This window comes from Streptomyces sp. NPDC002265, from assembly GCF_040296125.1.
In the GTDB taxonomy this organism is placed as follows: Bacteria; Actinomycetota; Actinomycetes; order Streptomycetales; family Streptomycetaceae; genus Streptomyces.
The window spans coordinates 1-25,992 of sequence record NZ_JBEOWS010000106.1 but is presented as its reverse complement, the minus strand read 5'-3'; the positions used below and the strand labels follow the sequence as shown (position 1 = coordinate 25,992).

Here is a 25,992-nt window from a genome sequence, read left to right as displayed (position 1 = left end):
GAGGCGTCCTGCATTCTCTGCTGCAATGGGGGCGCCAGGCAGCGGCCGCAGGAAAATGTCCTGGCCGGATGCGACGGCCGCGCCTGGCGCTCCCTTCGAGGCGGAACCGTCGAAGGAGCCCGCATGCCGTCCATTGCCCAGCGGCTGTCCGCCCATCGTGAGCCGACCACTGTCCGCATGGTCGTGCAGTGCCCCGCCCATGCGTCGACGCTCCGGGAAGGTCCGGCTCTGGGCGACGGCAGCGGTGTGAGCTGGCTGGCGTTCCTGTGCCGGGTGCACGCGGAGGAGTCGCCGGAGTGGGCCGGGGTCGCGACGCACGCCGACCGGGGCTCGGTGCCCTGCGGATCGGTCATGGACTTCCGGCCGATCGAACAGGTGCTGCGATCGCACGCGGATCTGTGGCTGACCTCCCTGACGGGAGTGTGCGCGAACACGGGGGACAGCGTGTGGACCGATGTCCTGGCCGAGGCCGAGCGTGTGCTGCGCGCGCGCCTGACCCAGGCGGGCGCCGAGGACAGCCCGCTGCAGAGCATCGCGATGATGATCGGATTAGCCCGCCGCTCCGCGGAACTGGGCGACCTCGGCCAGGTGGCCTCGAGCCTCGGCTACTGCGAGATGCTCGCCCTGGGCCTCGAGCCGTGACGCGAGGACGGCCGCACTCCTCGTGCACGGGCCGACTCGGATGTCGTCGGCCCGCGGGTCCCCGGCATCTTCACAGCTGACTGAACGTGTCGTGCAACCGCAGTCTCGGTCGCGGCGGGCGGGCAGCAACCGAGCCCCCGACCACGTTCGCGTTGCTGCGCGTCGGCCGTCCTGCAAGCCTGGGCGGCCGACGCTCACCTCGTCACCGGGTGCAGGCGCAGGAGCGAGGTGCGGCAGCTGCGGACCGGCCGCCCGGACCGGCCCGCTCACCGCATCGCACCGGACATGGGCGAGGCCAGTGGCGGCGTGCCCGGCACGTGGGTGGAGCTCAGCCCCGACGAGGCGCGCGCTCTGGGCCATCCTGCTCCTGGCGGCCGGTGCCACGGCTTTGTTGCTGTGTCCGGGCAGGGTCATTGCATCGCGTCTGTCGCCTCCCGACTCATCCGCACTGTCAGAACGCTCGGGACTGCCCATCATGTCTCTCCGTGAAGTTCCCCCTGCGACCTGGACAGCGGGTGTTCACGCTGCTGGGGTGAGGTCCTGCCTGAGCAGGGTTCTCGTTTCGAGTGGGCTGACGTACCAATACTCGGGGTGTCTGCGAAGCCGGTTGCGGTTGTATTCGGTCTCGATGTAGCGAAAGACGTCGGTCAGGCGGTCTCACGGGTGGCCCAGTCGGTGGTTCCGATCTCCGCTTTGAGGACGGCGAACCAGCTTTCGGCGGCGGCGGCGTGATCGTAACAAGAGCCGACACGTTCCATCGACTGCTGCATGCGTAACTTGCTTGCCTCGGTGCGGAATTCGTCACTCGTGTACTCGCTGCCGCGATGGGTGTGCATGATGCAGCCGTCCTCAAGACCGCCGCGTCCGGCTGCCATCCGTAGGGGCGTCGACCGGCAGTTCGGCGCGATGGTGCTCCGCCATCGCCCAGCCGATCACCTCCCGCGTCGCCAGATCGATGTGTTCCAGGCCTGAGCTTGTTCCGCTTTGACGGACACTGCCGGTGTGGCGGTCAGGCTGCGTGTGCGGTCTCGTATTCGGCGGGACTGCGGTAGCCGAGGGTGCTGTGCAATCGGTGCAAGTTGTACCAGCCTTCGATGACCCCGTTGCCCAATTGGGTGAATACCTCTGATATCCGACTTTGTGGGTAGTTGAGGGGTGGAGCCTGAAGTCGAGGGCTTGAGCCGCTGGCTCGCCTCGGTCTCGGGACGGAGGGTTGGGTGTCGATGCGGACGGACTCGGGTCGGGCGGTGCCTGAGGAAACGCGGGCGGTGGCCCGGGCAGCGTTTCCCAAGGGGTGTCTGGCGATGCGAGTGCGGGACGCGCTCGGTCCGCTGTTCGACGACGAGGTCTTCAGGTCTGCGTTCGGCGTGCGTGGCCGCCCCGGTGTCGCTCCGGGCCAGCTGGCGCTGGTCAGCGTGCTGCAGTTCGCGGAGAACCTGACCGACCGCCAGGCGGCCGACGCGGTGCGCGCGAGAATCGACTGGAAGTACCTGCTCGGCCTCGATCTGGCAGACCCGGGCTTCGATTTCACCGTGCTGACGGGGTTCCGCGACCGTCTCGTGGCCCACAGTCTGGAGGAGGAGATCCTCGATCTGCTGCTGGAACGTCTCACGAGGCTGGGGCTGGTGGCAGGCCGGGGCCGGCAGCGCACCGACTCTACGCACGTGCTTGCCGCGGTGAGGGACCTCAACCGTTTGGAGTTCGTCGGGGAGACGCTGCGGGCCGCGCTGGAAGCGGTCGCCGTCACCGCACCCCAGCGGCTCGCGTCCTGGATGCCCCTGGCCTGGCAGAAGCAGTACAACGGGGCCCGAGTGGACTCCTACCGGCTGCCAAGTGATGACAACGAGCGGACCCGGCTCACCTGGCGCATTGCAGCCGAAGGCTACCTCTTCCTTGAGGCGGCCTTCGCGTCAGCCGCTCCCGACTGGCTGCGGGAGGTGCCCGCCGTCGGCATCCTGCGGACAGTGTGGCTACAGCAGTTTCAGCGGACGGTCACGGACGGAGTGCAGGAGGTGGCCTGGCGGGGGAAGAATGATCTCCCGCCCAGCAGAGCGAGGATCACCTCGCCCTATGACCCCGACTCCCGCAACGCCGTCAAACGCGGCTCAGCATGGAACGGCTACAAAGTCCACTTCACCGAGTCCTGCGACGCCCAGGAGAGCGGCCGACCCCACCTGATCACCCACGTGCTCACCACGGACGCCACGGTCGGCGACCCCGTGGTCGTCGACGAGATCCACGACCGGCTCCACGCCAAGCACCTGCTGCCCGGCGAACACCTGATGGACGCCGGATACATCTCCGCGGAGCTCCTGCTCACTGCGCCCAGCCAGCACGGTGTCCGCGTCATCGGCCCGGTCAGGCCGCACACCCGCCACACCGTTCAGGCCGCCGGCTACGGCAAGACATCCTTCACCATCAACTGGGACGCCCGACAGGCGACATGCCCAAGCAGCGCTCACAGCCGCTACTGGACCGAAGGACTCGACAACAACCAGCGGCCCGCGATTCGCATCCGCTTCGCCACCGAGACCTGCGCGCCCTGCCCGGCTCGCACACAGTGCACCAGCTCCACCCGCAACGGCCGACAACTCACCCTCCGACCACAAGATCAAGACGCCGTCCTCGAACGCGTCAGAGCCGAGCAGGAAACCGAGGAGTGGAAGGCCGTCTACGCGATCCGCTCCGGCGTGGAGGGCACGATCCACCAGGCCGTCACCGCCACTGGCGCTCGCCGCACACGCTACGCAGGACTGCGGAAGACCGCTCTCGCACACGTCCTCACGGCCACCGCCATCAACCTCATCCGCATCGACGCCTGGTGGACCGGGCGACCACTCGCCCCCACCCGGACATCACACCTCGCTGCCCTCGACCTCGCCGCATAAGCAATTGGGCAACGGGGTCCTTCGATGAAGTCGAAGATTGCGGTGCGGGCGACGGCCCGGCTGGGCCAGGTTCTCGTGTCGAGCAACTCCCGTTTGATGGTGGCGAAGAACGACTCGGCGAGCGCGTTGTCCCAGCACTGGCCGGTACGGCCGACGGACAGACGGACACTGAACTCCGTTGCCAGAGAGGCGAATTGCTGGCTGGTGTACTGGCAGCCGCGATCGGAGTGAAAGATCACCGGCCGTGTGGGTCGACGTCGGCGGCAGGCGGATCGGAGGGCGTCCGCGACCAGTTCGGTGCGCAGGTGGTCGGCGGTGGACCAGCCGACCACGCGGCGGGAGGCGATGTCGATGACGGTGGCCAGATAGAGCCAGCCCTCCTCGGTCGGGATTAGGTGATGTCACCGCACCAGCGGGTGTCGAGGGCGTCCGGGTCGGGAGTGAAGTCGCGGACGACGAGGTCGGGCCGGGACGCAGCCCGCGGGTCGGGGATCGTCGTCAGCTGCCGTCGTCTGCGGTGCTGTCCTTGCAGCCGGGCGCCTCGCATCAGCCGGGCGATGCGGCGCCGTCCGCACTCCTCGCCCTGCCGTTGCAGGACGGCATGAATGCGCGGGGCGCCGTAGGTCCCGCGGGAGTGTTCATGAACCTCGGTGATCTTCTGGGTCAGCTCGGCATCCCGGACTGCCCGCGGGCCGGGCCTGCCAGTGCGGCGGGCGTAGAAGGCGGCTCGGGAGACCTGCAGCAGTTCACACGCGCGCTTGACGTTGTGACCGTCTCGCTTCTCCGCCTCGATGAACGGGTGCACCGTCACCGGGTCTCCTTCGCGAAGAAAGCCGTGGCCCGCTTGAGGATCTCCACGTCTTCCCGCAGCCGGCGGTTCTCCCGCCGCAGCGCGGCCAGCTCCTCGCGTTCGCTGCTGGTCAGGCCGTCACGCTCGCCCGCGTCGACCTCGGCCTGGCCGACCCACAATCGCATCGCGGTCTCGGTCAGGTCGAAGTCCTTGGCAACCTGGCCTACCGACCGGTCACCGCGTCGGCACAGCTCGACAATCTCGGCCTTGAACTCCGGCGTGAACGAACGGCGAGGCCGAGGCTTCTTCTTCCCCATGCTCTCCATGATGGACATCCTCCCGGGGCAGAACCCCTGATCTCGGATGTCCGTCAAAGCGGATCAAGCCCAGGCCGGCAGTCCTTCTGGGTCGCGTGTGGCCGGCGGTAAACCGCGGATGGGCATGGTGGACCTCTTCCGTTGGTGGTGTCGGTGGGTGCAGTGTCCCCTCTCGCGGACGGTGCGGCTTTGTCGCACAGTGGAGGCGGACGCGCGCCGCCACGGGCTGTTGGTCCGCCAGAGCGCGGGTTCAGCGTGCGGTCAGCAGTTGCCTGACCACGTATCCGGCCGAGTCGACGCCCGAGGTGCCGCCTTCGACGAGGGCTGCGACAGCGATGTGCGAGTTGTACGCGGTGAGCCATCCGTTGGTGTGGTCGCCCTCTTCGGCCGTGCCGGTCTTGGCGCCGACGTCGGGCAGGTCGTGGAGGCGGGGTGCGGCGGTGCCGCCGGTTGCCACGCTGCGCATCATCGCCTGCAGGTATCCGGCGGTGCGTGCGGACATCTGCTCGGGCGCGCTGGTCTGGTGCTGGCCGGGGAGGATGATCGGCTGCTCGAAGCCGGTGTTGCGCACGGTGGCGGCGACGGATGCCATGAACAGGGGAGTGGCGGTGACTCTTCCCTGGCCGATGAACTGGGCGGCCTGATCACCGCCTTGGACGTCGGCGGGGATGCTCGGGTCGGTGGTCGCGACGCCGCCGCCGATGGACCAGCTCCCCATGCCGAAGACGTCGGTGGCTTCCTTGTTGAGTGCGGAGGCGTCGCCGTCGTGCACGAGGTAGTGGAAGCCGTCCTTAATGAAGGAGGTGTTGCAGGAGACGGTGAACGCCTGCGCGACGGTGGCGCCCGGAGCGGCCTTGACACCGTCGTCGTTGTGGAAGGTCTGGCTGTTGGCGACCAGTGAATCGGAGCAGGGTGCGGGGCTGCTGGCGGTGAGCCCGGCCTGGTCGAACAGTGCGGCCGATGTGATGATCTTCATGGTGGAGCCGGGTGACTTGATGCCGTTGATGGCGATGTCGCCATGGTCGCCGGTGTGGGCGAGGGCGAGGATGTGCCCGGTCCTCCAGTCGAGGGCCACGGTGCCGGCGGGTTTGTGCTGCAGGTGGGCGTCCATGACCGCGTGCTCGGCAGCCTCCTGCAGATGTGCGTCGATGGTGGTCTTGACGGCCGGGGTCTTGCCCTTGCGGAACACCTCCGCCGCCGCGACACCTGTACCGTCGCCGTCGACCACGGCGACTCCGGTGCCGGGGGTGCCGCCCTCGGCAGGGGTGTTCTTGCGGATGCTGGCGACGATGTCCCGGAGGGAGGGGTAGGCGGACAGATCGGTCCTGCCGTCGCTCGCCACCACGGTCGCGTCGCTGGCCCCGGGCGGAAGCTGTCCTGCCGTGAGTGACTGGCCGTTCTGAAGGCCCGGATAGAGCACGGAGTTGTTCCAGCGGACAGCGGTGGCGCCGTTGCTGCTCTGCCGTACCGCGACCGCGCTTGCGTAGTGCCATGTACCCCCGTTGACCTGGGCCGTGACGTCGAAGTCGACCTTGGTGGCGCCCTTGGTGACGGTCGACGGCCCGCTCGAACGGATGTGGCTGAAGGAGAGCTTCTTCAGGTGCAGTCCGCTGGTGTAGTCCTTCAGCGCTTGGCCGGCCGAGATGGGATCATCGGTGTCGGCGGCGGCGGAGTCGAGATGCTGCTGGGACCAGTCGCCGAGGAAGGTCTTCGCCAGTTCTTCGGCCTTGTCGCCGGAAGGAGGTGTCTTCGACACCGCCGCCGGGTCGAACGCCGGTCCCGTACCGTCGTCGCCGACCGTGGTCAGTTCGTGCAGTAGGTTGTAGGCGCCGACCCCGCCGGCGACGAGCAGCGCCGTGACGGCACCGGTTACGACGGTCTTCGCAGCTCTGTTCATAGGATCGATCGTATTTATGTTCCGTCCGTGAACAAAGAGCCTTTTGGGCAGATTTGTCGGTATGTCAGGTCATCGATCGCGGCTGTCGGCGTGAACGTCCTTGGTTCGCATGCTCCGCGCTTGTGCGCCAGTCATGCCTGGCGGACATCCGGTCGGTCGGACCGCCGTTCGGACGCTTCGGCGGCGAGTGGGGGGAACCAGAGAGGTGGCCCGTCCGGTCCGGCCTGGTCGAGCAGCGCCGTGACAGTTGCTGAGCGGCTCGACTCGATACCACGCGTGGCATCCGCCGTGAAGGACGCTGCTGTCTCGACCTGATGGGCGGAGGAGTCAAGGCTGCGGAACGCGGCAGCGTGAGACAGAGGCGAGGCGCCGCCATAGGTCCCGCCCCAGGACCTTCCTCTGCATCGAGGTGTCGTCAGAATGTCACGTCGCCTGGGGCCTTCGGCACTGCCCGCATGCGCGGCGGCCGGCGATCAGGGTGTCGGCGCGTGCGCTGGTGGAACAGGCCGAGCCCCGTCCGGCGACCGGGCAGCGGCGGACTCGGGTAAGGCGAGGCCGAGCCCTGTCCGGTCACGTGAGCCGGATGCCGCGGCGGCAACTCGGGGTGCGGATGATGGCGCCCTTCGACTCCAGTTCGACGAGCTGGTGGTGGACGCTTCCTCGGCTGCGCATGCAGTTCCGATTCGGGCGGCGGCCACCGGCTGTCTCCTGCCCGCCTTTCCGCCGAAGGCTGCCTTTCGCGCTGCTGTCCGCTCGCCGTTCGGGGGCGGACGTCGGGGCCGAGGTTATCCCTCGCGCCCGCGGGCGCGAGGGGTGCCTGAGCCCGATGGCGGACATTGGGGAGTCGGTTCAGAACGACCAGAGGTAGGGAGCGCTGCTGCTTCCGCCGCTGGGCAGGCCGGCGCCCTGGGCGATGTTGACGTCGGCGCCGGCGATGTAGCCGCCGTTGTTGACGTAGGCATCGACGTGGACCGTGTAGTTCGTGGCGTTGGTGCTCGGGGTACACCCGGAAGTTGTACCGGAGCTGCATGTGATCAACCTACTGCCCGGCACCGACAACACCGACCCGGACTGCTTCGCCCCGCGGACCGTTCCTGCTCACCCCGCCCTGAAGGACTTTGTTGGCGGATTCGGTGACCGTCCTCGGTGATCTTGCTTGATCGGGCAGTCTGGTGGAGGTTCGGTTCCGTCGTGCGGGGAGGCAAGGAGGGGCTGCGATGTCTCTGCGCCCTGTGCCTGCTCCGTCCGTCCCGGAGGCCACCGCGCGGGTGGCGCGGGCCGCGTTCCGCAAGGGCTGCCTGGCCATGCGGATCCGGGATGAACTTGGTCCGCTCTTCGAGGACGAGCAGTTCGCTCGGGCATTTCCGCGCCGGGGTGGTCCAGCCTGGTCGCCGGGCCAGTTGGCGATGGTCAGCCTGCTGCAGTTCGCAGAGGGGCTGACGGACCGGCAGGCCGCCGATGCGGTGCGCGGGCGGATCGACGTGAAGTACGCGCTCGGCCTGGAGTTGGATGATTCCGGGTTCGACTTCTCCGTATTGGGCGAGTTCCGGGACCGGCTGATCGCGCACGGCCTGGAGGAACTGGTCCTTGACCGGCTGCTGGAACGGGTCGGCGAGTTAGGGCTGCTACGGGCGGGAGGCCGCCAGCGAACCGACTCCACGCACGTGCTGGCGGCCGTGCGGACGCTGAACCGGATGGAGTTTGTCGGCGAGACTCTGCGCGCTGCGTTGGAGGCGCTGGCGGTGGTGGCGCCCGGCTGGCTGCGGCAGGTCGCCGCGCCGCAGTGGTTCGAACGCTACGGCAAGCGCATCGACTCCTTCCGCTTTCCCAAGGGAGCCGACGCCCGCCGGCAGTGGGCGCTGGCCGTGGGAGAGGACGGATTCGCACTACTTGAGGCCGTCTACGCACCCGACGCACCGGCCTGGCTGCGGGAGATGGAGGCGGTGCAGGTCCTGCGCATTGCGTGGGTGCAGCAATACCACCGTGACGGTCAGGGGGTGCGCTGGCGGGAGGGCAAAGATCTCCCGCCAGGCAGATTGAGGCTGTCCAGCCCTTACGACACCGACACCCGTTACAGCGTCAAGCGCGGCGCAGGGTGGGACGGCTACAAGGTCCACTTCACCGAGACCTGCGAGCCGGACGCCCCGCACCTGATCACGCATGTGGTCACCACTGACGCCACCGTCCCCGACGTGGAGATCACCGAGCCCGTCCACCGTGCTTTGGCCGCACGCGGCCTGCTCCCCGCAATCCATCTCGTCGACTCGGGCTACACCTCCGCCGCATTGCTGGTGGCCGCGGCCGGGCAGGACATCGAATTGATGGGTCCGGTCTTCGCCGACACCACTGCCCAGGGCCGCGCCGGAGATGGTCTGGGACAGGACGCCTTCACCGTCGACTGGCCGGCCCGCACCGTCATCTGCCCTCGTGGACAACGCAGTGTCAGCTGGTCCGAGCAGCGCAAACCCACCGGCACCGAGATCATCCGGATTCACTTCGCCAAGGCCGACTGCGACGCCTGCCCAGTACGCGCCAAGTGCACCAGCGCCACCAATCATCGGTACGGACGCAGCCCGACCCTGCTCACTCAACCCCAGCAGCAAGCTCTTGACCAGCGCCGACACGAACAGGAGACCGCTGAGGGGAGAGCCGCCTACGGCACACGCGCCGGAGTCGAAGGCACCATCTCCCAGGCCGTGCGGGTGACGCGGGCACGGACCACGCCCTACCGCGGACTGCGCAAGACCCACCTTGGTCATGTCCTGATCGCCGCCGGCCTCAACCTCCACCGCCTCGACGCTTGGTGGACCAAGACCCCCATCGGCTCCACCCACGTCAGCCGCTTCGCGCGTCTTGGCCTGGAACTTGCCGCCTGAATACCGAATCCGCCAACAAAGTCCTGAAGGACGGGGCTTACGCCGGGCCCAGCGGGTCAACGTGATGGCTCGTGTCCAGCGCGCCCCCGTGCCTTCCAGTGCGCCAGTGCCCCATGAGGCGCACACGCCGGGGCACCTTTCCCTGCCCGGGGGTTTCTCCTCCGCGGGTGTGGCACCGGAGCCCGGTCACCGGGCGTCGCGCCCCGGGCGCAGCGATCGGGCGCGTCGCCGCGGGCGTTCCGGCCGGAACGGGCGCTGAGAGAGCGGCCCGTGCTGCGTCCGCGAGGCGCAGCCGGGAGCGTCGGCGCATGGCCTGGAGAACCGGCAGCGGCACCCGCATTCGTCGTGAGCCTCGCCGCGACCTCGGTTCAAGCGTGCCTGTCGAGGCAGACCCGTTGCACCTGTGGCCCCGCCTTCGGCACAGACGGTTGACCGGCCGTCGACGGACGGCAACGATCTCGTTGCTCAAGCGATGCAGCCAACGAACTGGAGATCCGTGTCCTTGAGGCCGACGTGCAGCGGTGCAGGTGGTCGCACTTGCCCGTACTGGATCCCGGAGTGAGCCGGAAACGCTGCACCAGCGAACGACGAGAAGCAGACGACTTTCTGTGGGTCACGGGACCCCCGATCCGAGAGCCGTATACCTTGGCCAGCAACGACCGTACGACGAGCGCCGCACCCGGTGAATTACAGGGGGCACGGTGTGCGGATGCCCGGGAGGGGCGCCCGCTCGAGCACGCAGTGCGCCTGGGGGTAGCGCCGCTGCCACCAGGAATCCGGACGCCCGCAGCCGGCCAGGGCGCAAGCGCCAATGCCCGTGGTGCCGTTGTGGCCACCGCGGCCCCAGCCTGGCCGGAGCAGATGCGCCGGGGAAGCCTGATCGCCGTGACGCTGCTGGTCGCGGTGACCGCGGTGTGGGGATCCACCTTCCTCGTCGTCCAGGACGCGACCCGGCGCATGCCCGTCATGGACTTCATGGCCGCGAGGTTCACGGTCGGGGCGATCGTCTTGGCCGTGCTGCGTCCCCGGGCCGTCGTCTCCCTCGATCCGGCCGGCTGGGTCCGGGGTGTCGTGCTCGGTCTGACCCTGGGGACCTCGTACACCTTGCAGGTGTACGGCCTGCGCCATACTTCGGCGACCGTGTCGGCCTTCGTGACCGGCATGTTCGTGGTCTTCACACCTCTGCTGTCGGCCCTCGTCCTGCGCCGGAGGATCACCTCTACGACCTGGGCCGGGACCGTACTCGCAGTGGCCGGGCTGGCGTCGCTGACCCTGCGAGGACTCAGCGTCGGACCGGGTGAACTGCTCACCCTGGCCTGCGCCGTCTGCATCGCCCTGCAGATCCTCGGCACCGATGCCTGGGCGTCCGGACGCGACCCCTACGGTCTGGCTTTCGCGCAGATGGTGACCGTGGCGGCAAGCGCGACGTGCGCCGCGCTGCCGGGGGGCCTGGACCTGATCCCACCCGACAGAACCTCCTGGTACGGGGTGCTCTGGACGGGCGTGCTCGCCACCGCCGCCGCGCTGGTCGTCCAGACCTGGGCGCAGACCAGGCTCAGCCCTGAACGGGCGGCCGTCATCATGACGCTGGAGCCTGTGTTCGCGGCCGCCTTCGGGCTGTTCGCCGGTCAGACCATGTCCGTGCGGCAGACCGCCGGATGCGCATTGGTGCTGCTGGCGATGCTCGTGGTGGAACTCCCCGGCCGCGGAGCGGCCTCCGACGTCGAAACAGCGGCCACCTCAAGACCTGATCCCGATGCCGGACCTGGGCCCGATCCCGATCTCGGTCCTGGTCCCGAACGCGCCTCGTTCGTCGCCTCTTCCTGACCTCCCGCAGTTCCCCACCGGTTGCCTCGACCCGGGCGCCGGGCGATCCGACATGGCCGACTCCCGGTCGCCCGGACCGCAACAGCCCCGTCCTCCGTGCCGCCGTACGGCACCCGCACCCAGCAGTCCGACGGAGATCATCCATGTCACTTCCGCAGATCGACTACGTCCCCGGCGAGACCGCGATCCAGCTGCAGGAGGCGGTACGCAGCCGAGTCGCCGCAGGTGCCCTCGGGAACACCGTTCTCAGCCGCCCCGAGTGGCAACTGCCCGGACCCTTGCGCGCCGCACTCGGGACGACCGTCGCCCTGCCCTGCCCATCTCGCGGATACCGCATGGTCAGGGGCCTCTTCGGCAGCCTGGACGCCGTCGGTCCGACGCCCGCCCACTGGTCGCAGGACGCTCCGCGCGAAACCGCGGAGTTCGACGTCACGCTGGCTCTCGTGGCCGAGACCCTGGGCGCCGTCTTCGGCTGGGCGGATCAGCAGGACGGACGTCTCGTGCACAACATCCTGCCCAGCAAAGGCTGCGAGGACATGCAGATCGGCGCGAGCAGCGTCGTGCCCCTCGCCTGGCACACCGAGGACGGCTTCCACCCCGAACGCGCCGACTTCCTGCTCCTCGCCTGCGTGCGCAACCCGGACGGAGTCGGCAGCCGGCTCGCCTCCATCCGGGATGTCGCCCTCGACCCGGCGGACCTGGCACGCCTTCGCGAGCCTTCGGTCACCATAGAGCCGGACGACAGCTACGGCGACCATGGCGCACCCCGTATGCCGTCCCACGGGATGGCGACCGTATGGGACGGCCCGGACGGCCTGTGTGTCCGGTACGACCCCTCGTACACCCGCTTCCTCACCGAGGAGAAGGAAGTGATCCGATCCCTCGAGCGGCTGGGTGACGCCTTCGAGGAATGCGGTGCCGTCATCTCCATGTCCCCGGGTGATCTGCTCGTCATCGACAACGACGTCATGGTCCACGGCCGCGTCTCCTTCCGTCCGCGCTACGACGGGACCGACCGCTGGCTGAAGCGTGTACTGGTGCGCGCTCCCCGCAGCAGGCCCGAGAGCGAGGCGCACGAGCACGGGTTCGGGCAGGAACGCGTCTTCTCCTCGGCCGCGGTGCGGGGGGCGGGCACCGGCGCACGAACCGGCGGGTCCGCGCACCCGGCGGGCTGAGCAGGCGCAGTGCCATCGGCCGGTCGGCACAGTGCCGACTGGACTCCGGCGCGAGGACTGCCCGCGGCAAGGGAATCAGACCTGAGATTGTCCTTGCACGGCAGACGAGCCGTCGGGACGTCCCTGAGGGTGCCAGGGGTTGAACGTCACCGCCGCGGCGCCGCACCAGTGTCGGCAGCCCGGCGAATTGCACCTGGGGCAGACCTGAGGGCGGCTCGATCCACCACGGCCATCCGATGAATAGCCCCATCATTCGCAGGCACCGCCCAGACCGTACTCTGCGCCGCTCGATGAAGCGGATTACGGGCGTATTGGACCGTAGAGTGGCAGTAACGGATTCCGTACCCTTGTCGCCGCGCAGCGTGCCCTTTTGTGTGACCCTACCGGGCAGGGGACGACCTCGAGGATCGTTCGCCGTCCGCTCCGGTTGTGCGGACGCAGCCTGTGTGTCACCTGCTCCAACGCGTACCGGGCTGACGAGGCGATGGCGATGAGTCGCCCGGTTTCGGGGGCCGGGGTGGCGTCTGCCGGGGAGGGGTCGATGCGTGTCCGCCCGGGTGGGCGAGCGGAAGTCCGGCGCTCGTCGACGCAGTTCCCTTGGCGTCGGGAAAGTCCTTTTCCTCGGCTGTGTCATCGGTCTGAACCCGAATTCTGGCAGGGTGATATCGCCGTATGCTCGGACAGGTCTCTCCCATACTGTTGAAAAATGGAAGGTGAGTGTCTTTCTTCGAAGACGTGGCCGGGCCGTCAGGCGGGCAACCGCCGCCCTGCGCTTTGTGGTTGCCGCTTGACCTCCTGGACGCGGCGTCCGGCGCCGACAGGGGAAGCGACGCCCCGTCTCGTTCGTCGGAAAAGCGAAGAAAGATCCCACGGTGGCTTGTCCGAGCCGTCGATCCGTCGCTCAGTCTCGGGCGGCCGACCATCCCGGTATGCGCCATGAATGCGCGGGTTTGCGGTACCCTCTCGGGAATCGGTGAAGTTCATCTCTCTTTCTTTATCAGAGTCTCCGATATTTCCGTCGACTCTTGATGAGAAGGTGCAAGCTGGTAACATCCGGTCATGGCTCAGAAGATTGTGACCGTGTACACGGACGACTTGACCGGCGTGGAATCGCATGAGATTCAGACCCACACGTTCTCGCTCGATGGGGTCAATTACGAGATCGACCTTGTCTCGGAGAACTACGACAAGCTCTTCGAGGCGCTGGAACCGTTCATCGTCGGCGGTCGCAAAGTAGGCCGAACCAAGCGGGCGGGGCGTCCGCAGCATCAGGCGCCGGAGGGGCCGAGCGCCGAGGAGCTGCGGACCTGGGCGCGAGAGAACGACCTCCAGGTCAACGAGCGAGGCCGCGTTCCCGCCAGCATCAGGGAGGCCTACGCCAAGGCTCACTGAGGAAGTCAGGCGGATGGGGGTACCGCGTTCACTTCCGACAGCCTTGGTGGGACCGAACCCTCGGCGGCTCTCAGTCCTCGCGTACCCGGATGACGACCTTCCCCCGCGGATGACGCGTCTGCACGGTCTCGTACGCGGCCCGCGTCTTCTGCGGCGGAACGACTGGGTCGACGGCCGGCTCGAGGCGTGCCGGGACGATCAGAGCGGTGATCGCCTCCAGTCCGGTGCGGTCCGGCTCGACGACGAAGAACACGCCGCGGGTCCCGTGCGCGGCGGCCTCGTCGGTGTCGGCCGCTGACGTGCGCCCCTTGCTGCCGGATGCCGGCCCGAGCGGCATCCGGCGTGGTGGGGGAGCGGCCCTTGAACCCTCGGGTGGGCGTCGACGGCGCAGCGTGGACCGGGTTTCGGCGAACGCGTGAGCGTACGTCGTTGCGTCACAGTCCACGCATGCGCGTCACAGGTGTCGACGCGAGACCTTCGCGGGAGCCTGCTGCGCGGTCACCTGACGTCCAGGAATTCAAAAGCTCGCCCGATGAAAGGTGCGACTCTCTCGGGATTGAGGCGACCCACCATATAACTGGTGTATTCGGTCTCGCCGAACCTGGGCGGCCGGTTGGCCGATGTGCCCGAATCATCGCCGAAGGAGCCTACGGGACTGTCTGCCCAGTCGATGTTCGTGTGCACCGGATGCGGTCCACCGAGTATCTCCGGGGGCTGCGACTCGTATCCGGACTGGACGCAGGGGCGCATGTTCAGGTAATTGGCTTCGCCGTACACCAGTGCGTCGTTGCCGTGGCGGCTCGTGAACAGCACGCTTGCCAAGATCATCATGACTCTGGCGGCCCCCATGCGCAGTGCCGGTCCGGTGTACCTGGCGTCGATCATCGTATAGGTGGCCTCGAATCCCCACGGCCACTCGGCGATCATGAAGAAGCAGAGAGGGGTGCCGTCGGCGTTGTTGAGCGAGAAGAGGTAGTGGCCGAGAGGTGAGTAGCCCTGTCCGCGAAGCATGCGCTTCGCCGTCTCTTCGTCGTAGTAGAAGAGGTTGGTGATCAGGCGTGTGAAGACGTCGGCGTCGACCGCGTTCCTTCCCCACTCGTTCCTCGGGTCGTTGCAGACGATGCGGAGACCTGCGTCGGCCGCCTTGTTCAGCAGCGCATGGGTTTCTTCGTGGAACCGTTCGTTCAGCGACTTGCTGTATGCGTAGACCTTGCGGATCCGTTCCAGTGTCTGGTGCTGATGCGCGGGGGACGGGATGCGGTCTGATGCGCAGCGGGCCACCCACAGGAAGGAGCCCGTTCCGAACTCGGTCGACGTTGGGAAGGAGGTCACTTCCACGGGACTGTCGAATCCGAGCGCGTCGCCGATTTCAGCCGCCGACATCGGATCCTTGACCAGCCCACGGGCAATCCACTTGGTCCCGGCGGTTCCCGCTGCGGCGGCGTCAAGGAGACGGCACATGTCGAGGAAATCGTCGCAGCTCACCGCCTCGTTGAAGACGAGACGGCTTCTCCCTGTCTCATCTTGAGGGATGAGAGTGAAAGAATTCATGTCAAATGACGACATCGGCGGTCTCCTTGACGGGGATCTAGGTCAACGGGGGGCCATGTGATGCGTGCGGGTGCCGGTGTGGTGCGGGTGCGGCCGGACGGAATGGTTCTGCCGCGATCGTGACGGCGACGAGCGGTCGGTCGATGTCGGAGTCGCCGCAGGTGTGGCAGTGCGTTCGGTCGGCGGACGGGGCGGTCCAACCGGCTACCTAACTGTTATGTATGAAGAATCTAGACGGCGCTCTGCCCGACACGGTGCGCGGTTGCCCAGTCTTCGTCGTTTGCTGCTTCTTCGGGCAAATGCCGAGAGGGCCGAACTCGCCGCCGGGATCCATGACACAGGGCGTTCGCGAGCGGCAGACCCGCTGCCTGCGGCCCAGGCCGGGGCCACAGGCAGCGCACCGAGTCTGCGATGAACGGAACGGGAGGATCCCTTTTCTCCCGTCGGTGTCCGGTTCGAGAGCGCTCTACTCGGGTGGTGCGGGGGTGCCGTGGGTGCGGTGCATGGCCTGGACGTCCAGTTCGAGTTGCACCGTGGATCCGACCACCGCGATGCCGCGGGCCAGCATCGACCGCCGGTTCAGGGTGTAGTCCTCGCGGTGCAGTTCGTCCTTTGCCAGGGCGGCGCAGGATGCCGCCCGCTCCGGACGGCAGGGGCATCGAGAAACCCACCGATGCACCACCGACGCTCTTCGGCGCGCGGCCGGGTCAGGCTCTCATGACTCTGCCACTGAGGTTCCCAAGGCTGTTGGCGCGGGGCGGCGGGGTGCGGGGCTGTGGGGGTGTGTGTCCTGGGAAAGGTGGTTTCCATTGTTCGTTCGGGCATCGCATCCTGCCGCCCTCAAGGCACCTGACCGGCGAGGCCGGACGCAGGTGCCGGTGAGTAGTCGGCAGTCACCCACCTGAGAAAAGGCGGTTTTCCAATGGCCGAGGCAGCGGGTAGGCGCGCTCTGCGGGGAACAGCCTCTGGGCTTTTCCGGCATGCCCCGTCTGTATCAGGGACGCAGCCTTGTGGACCTGCGGGGTGAGGTCGGTGAGGCTCGTGATCCAGTCGTCGGCGAACGTGCGAATCAGATGGCGGCCGATGCCGACCTGGATGCTGTAGTGGTTGAGCGCCGCCCCGCGCGGCGAGCGCTCGGGGTCCCACTGGACATGCACGGTAGCCTCGGCGACGGCCGCCGGGTCTGCGGTCGTCAGCACGGCTCGGGACAGGGCCTCCTCCCAGCCCTCCCGCGTCATCCGCACCGCGAGAACACGCTCCTGGCCGGGTTTGCGAGCCCAGTTGCTACGGTGCATCAGCCACATGAACGACGGCTTGATCCACGTCATCCTGTGGAATGAGAACGGTGTGACGAAGCGGCCCGCCCGCAGTGCCGCGTCGGCGATCGCAGGCGGGTACGCCTGGTAGACCACGATCGTGCGAGCGTCGTAGTCGGCACGAATCTGATACCGCGGTGCCATGTGCCGCACCCTGCCAGCCGGCCCATGAGCTTCGCGAGCCGTTTTCTCGTACGGGCCGGCAGCGCGGCCGGTTGCGAAAGCGCTGGTTGATCCCGCACTCCACTGCATGGCGCTCGCGTCGGTCTTGTCGAACTTCGGCGGGCCGCCGTGGGAGGCAGGTTTCCTGCGGTTGCGGACATGGTCGGCCTCGTCCGGGATGGTGCAGCGGATACCTCGGCGGCCCGGACGCGCACGGTCCCGCCCGGGCCCGTCTCCCGAATGCCACGGCGGGGACGGCCGGCCGGTGCCCTCGGAATTGAACCCGGCGAGCCCGTGGTCACGTGCTTGCAGTGCAGGGCACGGAACCGTTCCGCGTCACTGCGGAGACCTACCGCTCATCGCAGGCCGCTCCGAATCCGGCTGCGGCTCCTGAGACGCACGGCCGGGAGACAGTCACATGACCTCACGATCGTCCGCCGCCTACGACGGCTATACGGCGTTCTCCTATCTGGAACCCGACGCCGGTTCTCCGGCCTTCGCACTGGCGCCGGACGTGGACCGCTTGCCGGCACATGACGTCGACCTCACCTCGGAACAGCAGGAGCGGGCCGCCGCGCTTCTCGCCGACAGCCTCGTCATCTCTCTGCACGACCACCCCATTCGGCTCCCGGACGACCTCTCGCAGCTGAACGCCTATCAGCAGTCGGGGCGTGTGGCGCTGGGCTACGCGGGGCTCGCCCGGTCCGGTATGAGCGCTGTGTTCGACAACGTGGGCGGACCCGGATGGTCATGGGACGCGACCGTCACCGACCTCGGTATGCGGTTGTGCGATGTTGCCCACCAGGACTTCGTCCGGCCTGCACGCACCACCGCCGACATCCGGCACGCTCATGCCGCCGGCCGTCTCGCCCTGGTCACGGGACTTGAAGGTGCGGAATGCATAGGTGAGGACCTCGACCGCATCGACGTTCTGTACGGGCTCGGGGTGCGTCAGCTCGGCGTGGTCTACCAGCCGCAGAACGCCCTGGGGTACGGCTTGCAGGCACAGGTCGACCATGGGCTGACAGCCTTCGGACGCCGGGCGGTGCAGCGAATGAACCGCCTCGGCATGGCGATCGACGTGTCGCACGCCGGGGACCGCACCAGCCGGGACGTCATCGAGGCGAGCGAGCGCCCGGTGCTCATCACCCACGCTGGCGCGCGAGCCGTGTGGGACACCGCGCGGATGAAACCCGACGAGGTGATCACCGCATGTGCCGCACGCGGCGGACTCATCGGTCTGGAAGCGGCACCACACACCACACTCAGCCGGGCTCACCCGCGGCACGACGTCGAGTCGGTGCTGGACCACCTGCGGTACTGCGTCGACCTGGTGGGCGTCGAACACCTGGCGTTCGGTCCGGACACCTTCTTCGGCGACCATGTCGCCTTCCACGCCGAACTCGCGAGCACGCTGGGACTGGCCGCCTTCCACGCCTCCGGCCCGCCCTTCGAACCGATCGACTACGTCCGGGGACTGGAGAACCCCGGTGAATGCTTCCCCACCCTGGTGCGCTGCCTGGTGCGCGACGGATGGGACGACACCTCGATCACCGCCGTCCTGGGCGGAAACGTGCTGCGCGTCCTGGAGCAGATCTGGGGGACCGGCCGATGAGAGGCACGCTCGGCGCGGGGCTGGGCAACCTGGAGGCACCGTGGCTTGCCCGGCGGGAACAGTGGTGGCTGCGCGAGCACCTTCGGCAGTGGCTCGGCAGGGGTGCCTCCATGCCGCTGACGCCAGCACCCCGCCCCTTCCAGCCGTCGGCCGCCCGGGTACGCATGTCCCAGGACCGGCCCCGGGCGGTGGACGCCTTCTTCCGCAACTGCCTGCGCGTCTATCAAGCGGTCCTGGAGGACGAGGTACCGCCCGTGGTGGCACGGGCGCTGTACGGCGACCTTCCGCCGCACCTGGGACTGGACTTCCACCGCTCCCTGGGCGCGGCGGCTGCCGCTGTGCCGCAGAGCTTCCGGACCGACGAATCCCTCGACGGCCACCTGTATGAGATCCAGGCACCGGGCTCCGGATGGGGTGAGTACCTCCTGCTCGCCGACCACGCTGCCGCCTTCCACCCCGGTGCCGCCCCCGAGGCTGCGACGGTGGCGGCCCGGTACGCCCAGGCCCTCCGCCAGGCCGTGGGCACGGAAGACCCGGCCACGCTGTACCTGACCGACACCGCCACGGGCCAGACCGGCGTGCGCTACTTCATGGAGCGCACACGAGCCGCGGGGGTCCGCTACTACGGCCTCGATTCCGAAGTGAGGCCCGACGATGTGCGCCACATCCGCTCCCACTCCTTCCCGAGCCTGTTCACCGAACAGCACCCGGCCGGCCATCTGGCACGAGCCGCGCGAGAGCCCCATCTGTACGACCCGTCGCTGAACGCCATGTTCTTCAGCAAGATCACGACTGCTCTGCCCTTCTGGCGGTTCACACGTGACTTCTTCTCCGCTGCGGACCGGGCGTTGTTCCCCCACACGGCCGTCCTGGAAGCGCAGGGAGTACAACTGCGAGGCGAGCAGGTGGTCTCGCTCCGCGAGTTCGCGACGAGCCTGCGGGAGAAGGCGTATGTCCTCAAGTACGCAGGTCATGATGTCTACCGCGGCAGCGGCGGCGCTGGCATCCATCTCCTCGACGGACGGTCGCAGCGCGACGCGGCCGCCTTGGCCCGAGCCTGGGAGCAGTCCGCGGCCGGCCGCACCTGGATCGTGCAAGAGGCTCTGGACGCCCGCGACGCCGAATGGGACGCCCAGTACCGGGGTGTGACCGGCCGGATTCCCAAGCTGAGCGTGCTGTGTGCCCTGGGCACCTATCTCGGCTCCATGGTGCTGGCCGGCACCGCCGACATCGTGCACGCCGGTACGAGCAACGCGCTGGCCCTGTGCGCGGAACCTTCCGTCGCGACGACGGATCCGTCGCAGGCCCAAGGCTCCGGCCCTTCCCTGCTGCTCGCCAGCCGGCAGGACTGCAACGAAGGGGAACGAGCATGAACACCCGTCGGATCCGACTTGCCGCCTCGGTCAAAGGCCTCGGCTACCACGCCAGCGGTTGGATGATCTCCGGCGTGCCGCCGCTGGCGGACTTCGGGCTCTATCGCAGGATGGCCGAGATCGCCGAACGCGGGCTGTTCGACATGCTGTTCATCCCCGACCGGCTTGCCGCCGCGATGTACGACGTCCCCCGAGGCGCTCTCGGACGCGCCAGCACCGTCACCGATCTCGAACCGCTGACCGTGCTGGCCGCGCTCTCGCCACTGACGCACTCGATCGGACTGGCGGCCACCATGTCCACCACCTTCCAGGAGCCCTACACCATTGCCCGGTTCTTCGCCTCGCTCGACCACGTCAGCGGTGGCCGGGCGGCATGGAACGTCGTGACCTCCACCCTGAAGGAGGAGGCGCGCAATCACGGGATGGAAACCATGCCGCCGAAAGCGGTGCGGTACGCGCGCGCGGAAGAGGCGGTCGACGTGGTGACCGGGCTGTGGGACAGCTGGGATGCCGACGCCTTCGTCCGCGACACACGGACCGGCCGGTACTTCGACCCCGCGAAGGTGCGCCGCCTCGAACACCACGGACCGCACTTCCGCGTCGACGGACCACTCAATGTGCCCCGCACCCCGACCGGCCGTCCCGTCGTAGTCCAGGCCGGAGCCTCCCCGGCCGGCCGTGAACTCGCAGGACGAACCGCCGAGATCGTCTACACCGTGCAGAACGATCTGTCCGAAGCCCAGACCTACTACGCGGATGTCAAAGAACGTGCCGTCGCGCACGGGCGTGACCCGGCCGGCCTGCTCGTCCTGCCCGGCATCCTGCCCGTACTCGGCGAGACACGGGCCGCCGCCCGTGACCGGCTGCACCGACTGCAGGAACAGATCGATCCGCAGCTGGGCCTGGCCCATCTCGCTCTCTTCCTCGGAGACCTGTCGGAGCTGGACCTGGACGGCCCGATTCCTGACCTGGACGACGACCCCGCAGTGCCGAGCCGCCGCCGACTCTGGCTGCAGATGGCCCACGAAAGGAATTTGACGATACGACAGCTCTACCAGACCACGGCGATCGCCAACGGCCATCTGGAAGCGGTCGGCACCGCTACCGATGTCGCCGACGTCATGGAGGAGTGGTTCACCCAAGGCGCCGCAGACGGCTTCAACGTGATGTCGGCACTCGCTCCGCATGACCTGGAAGGCTTTGTCCGGCTGGTCGTGCCCGAACTCCAGCGCCGCGGCCTGTTCCGCAGCCGCTACGAGAGCACCACTCTTCGCGGCAATCTAGGACTCGAACGGCACTAGGGTCTGGAACGGCCTGATGCCGACCTGCCGGGAGCTGCACTGATGACCGTGTCCCTGAACGCTGCCGAAGCCGCCGCGCTGGCCGCCGTGGACGAGGCCGCCGTCGGCCGGACGCTGCTGGAACTGCTCGCCGTGCCGAGTGTGACGGGCAGCGCCGCCGAGTCCGAGCTGCAACACGTGCTGGCCCGTCACCTGCAACGGCTCGATCTCGAAACCGACTTGTGGTCCATGGACCTGGAGGAACTGCGTGCGGACCCCGGTTACCCGGGCGCCGAGGTGCCGCGGGACGAGGCGTGGGGGCTGGTGGGCACCACCCGCGACGGCGGTGACGGTCCGGTACTCGCCCTGCAGGGCCATGTCGACGTCGTTCCTCCCGGCGACCGCGCGCAGTGGGTGGGCGACCCGTTCGTGCCCCGGGTCACCGGTGACACAGTCCACGGCCGTGGTGCCTGTGACATGAAGGCCGGTCTGGCGGCCGTGCTCGCGGCCATGACAGCCATCCGCGCCGGAGGAGTGCGTCTGCGCGGCCGTCTCGCGGCGCACTTCGTGGTCAGTGAAGAGGACGGCGGGCTCGGCGCGTTCGGCACGCTCCGCCGCGGTCACACCGCGGACGCGTGCGTCATCGCCGAACCGACCGGCGGCGCGCTGATGACGGCGAACGCCGGGGCCCTGACCTTCCGCATCGAGGTCCCGGGCCAGGCGACCCACGGAAGTACCCGCTACGCAGGCGTCAGCGCCCTCGACGCCTACCTGCCGCTCCACCACGCCCTGGCCCGCCTGGAAGCCGCCCGCAACACCGACCCCCACCCGCTGATGGCCGCCTACCCCGTTCCCTACCCGCTGTCCGTGGGGACAGTCCGCGCCGGCGACTGGGCCAGCAGCGTCCCCGACCTCCTCGTGGCCGAGGGCCGACTGGGAGTCCGGCTCGACGAGGACCCGGCCCGCGCCCGCAAGGAACTGGAGGACTGCATCGCCCAGGCCTGCGCCGCCGACCCCTGGCTGCGCACCCACCCGGCCACGGTGACCTGGCCCGGCGGCCAGTTCGCCAGCGGACGCATGCCGGACGGCCACCCCCTGGCAGCCCAGGTCGGTCGCGCCCACGCCGACATCACCGGCGGCAGGCCGCCCGGGGAACAGGGTGCGCCCTACGGCAGCGACCTGCGGCTGTACGCCGGACACGGCATCCCCACGCTCCAGTACGGGCCCGGTGAAGTCCGCTGGGCGCACGGACCTAAGGAACAGGTGTCTCTCGCCGATGTCCTGACCGTCACTCGCACACTGATCCTGGCCTCGCTGCGTATCGTGGGCACGAGGTAGCCCCGCATACGGGGGGCGCCGCGCAGACATGGCTGCCGGTCCGGTCCAGTGGCTCCGGCTCACCCCGGCGGCTCCGCATCCGGCGTGCCCCCGGGTGCCGCGCTGTCCCACCGGCTCTGCCCGGAGGACAACTCGCAGGTAGTGCGGCAGAATTCGGTGAGGTGGCGTTCACGGCGCTGTGCAGAGCGTCGCAAAGGCGGGGAGTGGGGTTTGCGCGAGTTCACCACTCTTCCGTCGGCGTCGGCACCGCCGGTCGGCGGCCTGGCCGACGTCGTCTTCCGGTCTGCGGAGGAAGACCCGGGGCAGATCGCGCTCGGCCGCAAGGACGAGCAGGAACAGTGGCAGAACGTGACCTCCGCGGAGTTCCGCGACGAGATACTCGCCCTCGCCAAGGGACTGCTGGCCCTGAGTGTTCACCCCGGCGACCGGGTCGCCGTCATGTCCCGCACCAGCTACGAGTGGACACTCCTCAACTTCGCGTTGTGGTCGATCGGCGCCCAGGTCGTGCCGATCCACCCGACCTCCTCGGCCGAGGAGTGCTTCTGGATGCTGTACGACGCCGAAGTGTCGACGGCGATCGTGGAACACGGGAACCACGCGATGACCATCGCCACCCACCTCACCCGGCTGCCACGACTGCGCCAACTGTGGCGGCTCGACGCCGGCTGCGTCCGGGACCTGTACGAGGCCGGCGCCCATCTCGACGACGAGGTGGTGCACCGGCATCGGGAGGCGGTCACCGCCGAGTCGACCGCCACAGTCATCTACACCTCGGGCACCACGGACCGCCCCGAGGCCTGCGTCCTCTCGCACGGCAACCTCATGTTCGAGACGGACACAGGCATCGCCCGCTGGAAGCCGGCGCTTCCCCCCAAGAAGGGCGACAAGGCGGCGACGCGCCTGTTCGGCCGGATGATGGAGATCGCCGCCATCCGCAGCCATGTCCGTTCCGGCCACCGGCCGTGAGAACCCTCTTCCCTGTCGACGAACCGTGACGGGCGCCGGGTCCGTGCGCGGTACGGAGGGATGCCTCTCCTCCCGTTCCCGAGTCCTGGCGGGACGTGCTACTCGGGTGGCGTGGGAGTGTCATGAGTGCGGTGCATGGCCTGGACGTCCAGTTCGAGCTGCACCGTGGGTCCGACCACCGCGATGCCGCGGGCCAGCATCGACCGCCAGTTCAGGGTGTAGTCCTCGCGGTGCAGTTCGCCCTTTGCCAGGGCGGCGCAGCGCAGCTCCTGGCCGTAGCCGCCGTTGACGGTTCCGAGGTAGGTGGTCTCCAGGGACATCGAGCGGCTCACGCCGTGCATCGTCAGCGAGCCCTGGAGGACCCATTTGCTTCCGCCACGGTAGGAGAAACGCGTGCTGGTGAAGTCGATGAACGGGAATTCCTCGACGTACAGGAAGTCCGCGGACCGCAGATGGCTGTCCCGCGTGTTGTTGCCGGTGTTGATGCTTGATGCGTCGATGCGGACCTGCACGCTGGACTGTGTCATGTCGGGTGCGATCAGGATCGCGCCCTCGAAGCGCTCGAACCGGCCGTGGACGTGGCCCATGCCGACATGCTTGGCGATGAAGCGGATGGCCGTGTGGGGCGGATCGAAGAGCCAGGTGCCCGGTGTCGGCAGCTGAAGGTTCTCGGCAGGGTGCAGCCAGACGCGTTCGTCGGCCACCACCCCTGCCTCGATCTCCAGCGTCTCGCCATGAGGCTGCAGTCCGTCCACCGAGACGCGAAGGCTGTACCGGCCAGGTGGCAGCGCGGCGAGGAAGAAGCCATAGGGGTCGGTGGTGCCCCGGGCCGCTACGCGATGTGTGTCGAGGGCGGTGACGGCGACGTCCGCGGAGGCGATGGGCGATCCCATCGGGTCGACGACCTCACGCAGGATGCCGCCCGCTCCGGACGGCAGGGGCATCGAGAAGCCCGCCGATGCACCGCCGGCGCTCTTCGGTCGCCAACGTTGTAGCAGTGCAAGCGCCATGGAGCTGCCTTTCAATGAGGGAAGGCCGTCAACTCCCCTACGCCCGGCGGCGGTTCGAGGGCGGAGGCGAGAGCGTCTCAGGCATTCAGGGCCGGCCTACCGGTGATCAGATGGAACGGGGCGTCAGCCACGGGTGCCTGCGGCCGAGCCGAGGACGCCAGGAAGGGGGAGACAGGGACAGGCATCGGCATTCGACGCGCAGGGCGGCGAGAGCCAGTGGCGACTTCGGTGTCGTCCGCGACCGGGCCAGGCTCTCACGCTTTTCTCTCTGTACTTCCCCAGGCCGCTTGCGCGAGGTGCGGGATGCGGGGCATGTGGGGGGACTGTGTCCCGTCAAAGGCGGTTTCCGCTGTCTTTTCGGGCACCTCTTCCTGCCCTGATGGTGTCTGACAGGTGAGACCGGACGAAGTGTGCGCCTGGAGCGGCTCGTCGTCGAGGACACGACGGGTGCCCGCGGCGCCGGCATGGCCGCCGCGCAGCGGCTCATCGACAAGCACGGCGGAGTCCTCGACGCGCTGGAGCGGCAGCTCGATGTCCCGTACGCCGCCCCGCAGCCGGGTACAACAGCATCGTCGTCTCGCCGGCGCCAACGCCCACCTCACGCCCCAGGACGTGCGGGCGGCGGCCGGTCTGCTGTGCGCCTCCCGGGTGGTGTCCGCGCAGCTGGAGATCCCGGTCGAGACAGTTGCCGAAGTGGTGCGCGGGCTCGCGCCGGGCAGCCGCTTCGTGCTCAACCCCTCGCCGCCGCGGCCCCTGCCCGACGAGACCCTCGCGGCGGCCGACCCGCTGATCGTGAACGAGCACGAGGCCGAGGTCATCCTCGGCGGCACCACCGCGGGACGAACGCCGGAGGGCGCGGGCTCTGCTCGCCCGCGGCCCGCGCTCGGTCGTCGTCACGCTCAGCGGCGAGGGCGCTCTGGTGGCGACGAGGGAAGCGGCCGTCCGCATCGAAGCGGTGAAGGTGGCCGCGACGGACACGACCGGCGCCTGCGACGCGTTCACCGCGGCACTGGCGTGGAGCCTCGGCGCGGGAGTGTCGCTCCAGGCGGCCGCCACCTACGCGGCCCGTGCCGGCGCACTGTCCGTGACCCGTCGCGGAGCGCAGGACTCTTGCCCCACCGCTGGCGGAGGTCGAGGCACTGTGAAGAGAGCAGGAATCCTCAACCGTCATCTCGCGGGGGCCGTCGCCGAGTTGGGCCACACCGACCAGATCCTGATCTGCGACGCAGGAATGCCGATCCCGGAAGGCCCCGGGTGGTCGACCTCGCCTTCCGGGCCGGAGTGCCGTCGTTCGCCGAGGTGGTGGACGGCGCGCTCGCCGAGCTGGTCGTGGAGGGCGTCACGGCGGCGGAAGAGATCCGCGGCACCAATCCCGCGGCGGCCGCCCTGCTGGAGGGGCACTTCCCCGACCTGGCGCTCGTCCCCCACGAGCACCTCAAGCGCCTGTCCGCGGGAGCCCGCCTGATGGTACGGACAGGCGAGGCGCGGCCGTACGCGAACGTGCTGCTGCGGTGCGGCAGGTTCTTCTGACCCGGGGCACGGACGACGGACGGCGCCGCTCCAGGCACCGCAGCACC

At 68.6% G+C, this 25,992-nt stretch carries 19 protein-coding genes and 5 pseudogenes; 13 read left to right on the top strand and 11 right to left on the bottom strand.

The window, feature by feature from the left end; genetic code table 11:
* The first annotated feature begins 123 nt into the window (after window positions 1–123).
* The gene (locus tag ABT085_RS20085) at window positions 124–642 is read left to right on the top strand and encodes a hypothetical protein (protein ID WP_351609305.1); all 519 of its coding nucleotides are present in this window, start codon (window positions 124–126) and stop codon (window positions 640–642) included.
* A 647-nt stretch (window positions 643–1,289) separates the two neighbouring features.
* Here ABT085_RS20085 and ABT085_RS20080 read toward each other — a convergent pair.
* Window positions 1,290–1,478: a hypothetical protein gene (locus ABT085_RS20080; protein ID WP_351609302.1), complete on the bottom strand. Its 189-nt coding sequence runs from the start codon at window positions 1,476–1,478 to the stop codon at window positions 1,290–1,292.
* A 387-nt stretch (window positions 1,479–1,865) separates the two neighbouring features.
* Here ABT085_RS20080 and ABT085_RS20075 point away from each other — a divergent pair, with 387 nt between their 5' ends.
* Window positions 1,866–3,530, top strand: a complete 1,665-nt coding sequence (locus ABT085_RS20075) for an IS1182 family transposase (RefSeq protein ID WP_351609308.1) — start codon at window positions 1,866–1,868, stop codon at window positions 3,528–3,530.
* 32 nt (window positions 3,531–3,562) lie between these two features.
* Here the strand turns inward: ABT085_RS20075 and ABT085_RS20070 are convergent.
* From ABT085_RS20070 to ABT085_RS20050, 5 genes and pseudogenes are all read right to left on the bottom strand, one after another.
* Window positions 3,563–3,922 (bottom strand): annotated as a pseudogene (locus tag ABT085_RS20070) (transposase); the annotation flags it as partial.
* Complete coding sequence (locus tag ABT085_RS20065; RefSeq protein WP_351609295.1) at window positions 3,922–4,341, bottom strand: IS3 family transposase; 420 nt, start codon at window positions 4,339–4,341, stop codon at window positions 3,922–3,924. The gene ABT085_RS20065 and the pseudogene ABT085_RS20070, both read right to left, overlap by 1 nt.
* A complete protein-coding gene (locus ABT085_RS20060; RefSeq protein WP_502982762.1) occupies window positions 4,338–4,646 on the bottom strand; it encodes a transposase in 309 nt (102 codons plus the stop codon). The genes ABT085_RS20065 and ABT085_RS20060 overlap by 4 nt, the downstream gene beginning before the upstream one ends.
* A 241-nt stretch (window positions 4,647–4,887) precedes the next feature.
* The gene (locus ABT085_RS20055) at window positions 4,888–6,534 is read right to left on the bottom strand and encodes a penicillin-binding transpeptidase domain-containing protein (protein ID WP_351609293.1); all 1,647 of its coding nucleotides are present in this window, start codon (window positions 6,532–6,534) and stop codon (window positions 4,888–4,890) included.
* 849 nt (window positions 6,535–7,383) lie between these two features.
* Complete coding sequence (locus ABT085_RS20050; RefSeq protein ID WP_351609290.1) at window positions 7,384–7,572, bottom strand: hypothetical protein; 189 nt, start codon at window positions 7,570–7,572, stop codon at window positions 7,384–7,386.
* A gap of 179 nt (window positions 7,573–7,751) precedes the next feature.
* On the opposite strand from ABT085_RS20050, the gene ABT085_RS20045 reads away from it, so the two are divergent.
* The 4 genes from ABT085_RS20045 to ABT085_RS20030 all read left to right on the top strand — a co-directional run bounded on the left by ABT085_RS20045 (window position 7,752) and on the right by ABT085_RS20030 (window position 13,804).
* A complete protein-coding gene (locus ABT085_RS20045) occupies window positions 7,752–9,410 on the top strand; it encodes an IS1182 family transposase (protein ID WP_351609287.1) in 1,659 nt (552 codons plus the stop codon).
* Window positions 9,411–10,271: 861 nt separating this feature from the next.
* Window positions 10,272–11,237 (top strand): DMT family transporter, encoded by a 966-nt coding sequence (locus tag ABT085_RS20040; protein ID WP_351609284.1) that lies wholly within the window; start codon window positions 10,272–10,274, stop codon window positions 11,235–11,237.
* Window positions 11,238–11,380: 143 nt separating this feature from the next.
* Window positions 11,381–12,412 (top strand): TauD/TfdA family dioxygenase, encoded by a 1,032-nt coding sequence (locus ABT085_RS20035; RefSeq protein ID WP_351609281.1) that lies wholly within the window; start codon window positions 11,381–11,383, stop codon window positions 12,410–12,412.
* Between the two features lie 1,059 nt (window positions 12,413–13,471).
* Window positions 13,472–13,804, top strand: coding sequence for a histone-like nucleoid-structuring protein Lsr2 (locus ABT085_RS20030; RefSeq protein WP_351609278.1), 333 nt, complete (start codon window positions 13,472–13,474; stop codon window positions 13,802–13,804).
* Window positions 13,805–13,874: 70 nt separating this feature from the next.
* Here ABT085_RS20030 and ABT085_RS20025 read toward each other — a convergent pair whose 3' ends face one another.
* The 4 genes and pseudogenes from ABT085_RS20025 to ABT085_RS20010 form a co-directional block, all read right to left on the bottom strand.
* Window positions 13,875–14,141 carry a zinc-binding dehydrogenase gene (locus ABT085_RS20025; protein ID WP_351609275.1) on the bottom strand — a complete coding sequence of 89 codons (267 nt, stop codon included), beginning with the start codon at window positions 14,139–14,141 and terminating at the stop codon, window positions 13,875–13,877.
* Window positions 14,142–14,302: 161 nt separating this feature from the next.
* Window positions 14,303–15,370, bottom strand: coding sequence for a hypothetical protein (locus ABT085_RS20020; protein ID WP_351609273.1), 1,068 nt, complete (start codon window positions 15,368–15,370; stop codon window positions 14,303–14,305).
* Window positions 15,371–15,821: 451 nt separating this feature from the next.
* Window positions 15,822–15,983, bottom strand: a pseudogene (locus tag ABT085_RS20015) (YceI family protein); the annotation flags it as partial.
* A 265-nt stretch (window positions 15,984–16,248) separates the two neighbouring features.
* Window positions 16,249–16,815 (bottom strand): DUF4291 domain-containing protein, encoded by a 567-nt coding sequence (locus tag ABT085_RS20010; protein WP_351609269.1) that lies wholly within the window; start codon window positions 16,813–16,815, stop codon window positions 16,249–16,251.
* Between the two features lie 436 nt (window positions 16,816–17,251).
* Between ABT085_RS20010 and ABT085_RS20005 the strand changes: the two genes are divergently transcribed.
* The 5 genes and pseudogenes from ABT085_RS20005 to ABT085_RS19985 form a co-directional block, all read left to right on the top strand.
* A complete protein-coding gene (locus ABT085_RS20005; RefSeq protein WP_351609265.1) occupies window positions 17,252–18,448 on the top strand; it encodes a dipeptidase in 1,197 nt (398 codons plus the stop codon).
* Entirely contained in the window at window positions 18,445–19,821 is a 1,377-nt protein-coding gene (locus ABT085_RS20000; protein WP_351609262.1) for a hypothetical protein, read from the top strand. Before ABT085_RS20005 ends, ABT085_RS20000 begins: the two co-directional genes overlap by 4 nt.
* Window positions 19,818–21,122 carry an LLM class flavin-dependent oxidoreductase gene (locus ABT085_RS19995; RefSeq protein ID WP_351609259.1) on the top strand — a complete coding sequence of 435 codons (1,305 nt, stop codon included), beginning with the start codon at window positions 19,818–19,820 and terminating at the stop codon, window positions 21,120–21,122. The genes ABT085_RS20000 and ABT085_RS19995 overlap by 4 nt, the downstream gene beginning before the upstream one ends.
* 42 nt (window positions 21,123–21,164) lie before the next feature.
* Entirely contained in the window at window positions 21,165–22,439 is a 1,275-nt protein-coding gene (locus tag ABT085_RS19990) for an ArgE/DapE family deacylase (protein WP_351609256.1), read from the top strand.
* Between the two features lie 210 nt (window positions 22,440–22,649).
* Window positions 22,650–23,402: pseudogene (locus tag ABT085_RS19985) on the top strand (AMP-binding protein); the annotation flags it as partial.
* Between the two features lie 101 nt (window positions 23,403–23,503).
* On the opposite strand, the gene ABT085_RS19980 reads toward ABT085_RS19985, so the two are convergent.
* Window positions 23,504–24,415, bottom strand: a complete 912-nt coding sequence (locus ABT085_RS19980; protein WP_351609253.1) for a YceI family protein — start codon at window positions 24,413–24,415, stop codon at window positions 23,504–23,506.
* A 553-nt stretch (window positions 24,416–24,968) separates the two neighbouring features.
* Here ABT085_RS19980 and ABT085_RS19975 point away from each other — a divergent pair.
* A pseudogene (locus ABT085_RS19975) lies at window positions 24,969–25,560 on the top strand (PfkB family carbohydrate kinase); the annotation flags it as partial.
* Window positions 25,557–25,945: pseudogene (gene rbsD, locus ABT085_RS19970) on the top strand (D-ribose pyranase). The pseudogenes ABT085_RS19975 and rbsD, both read left to right, overlap by 4 nt.
* The last annotated feature ends 47 nt before the right edge of the window (window positions 25,946–25,992 follow it).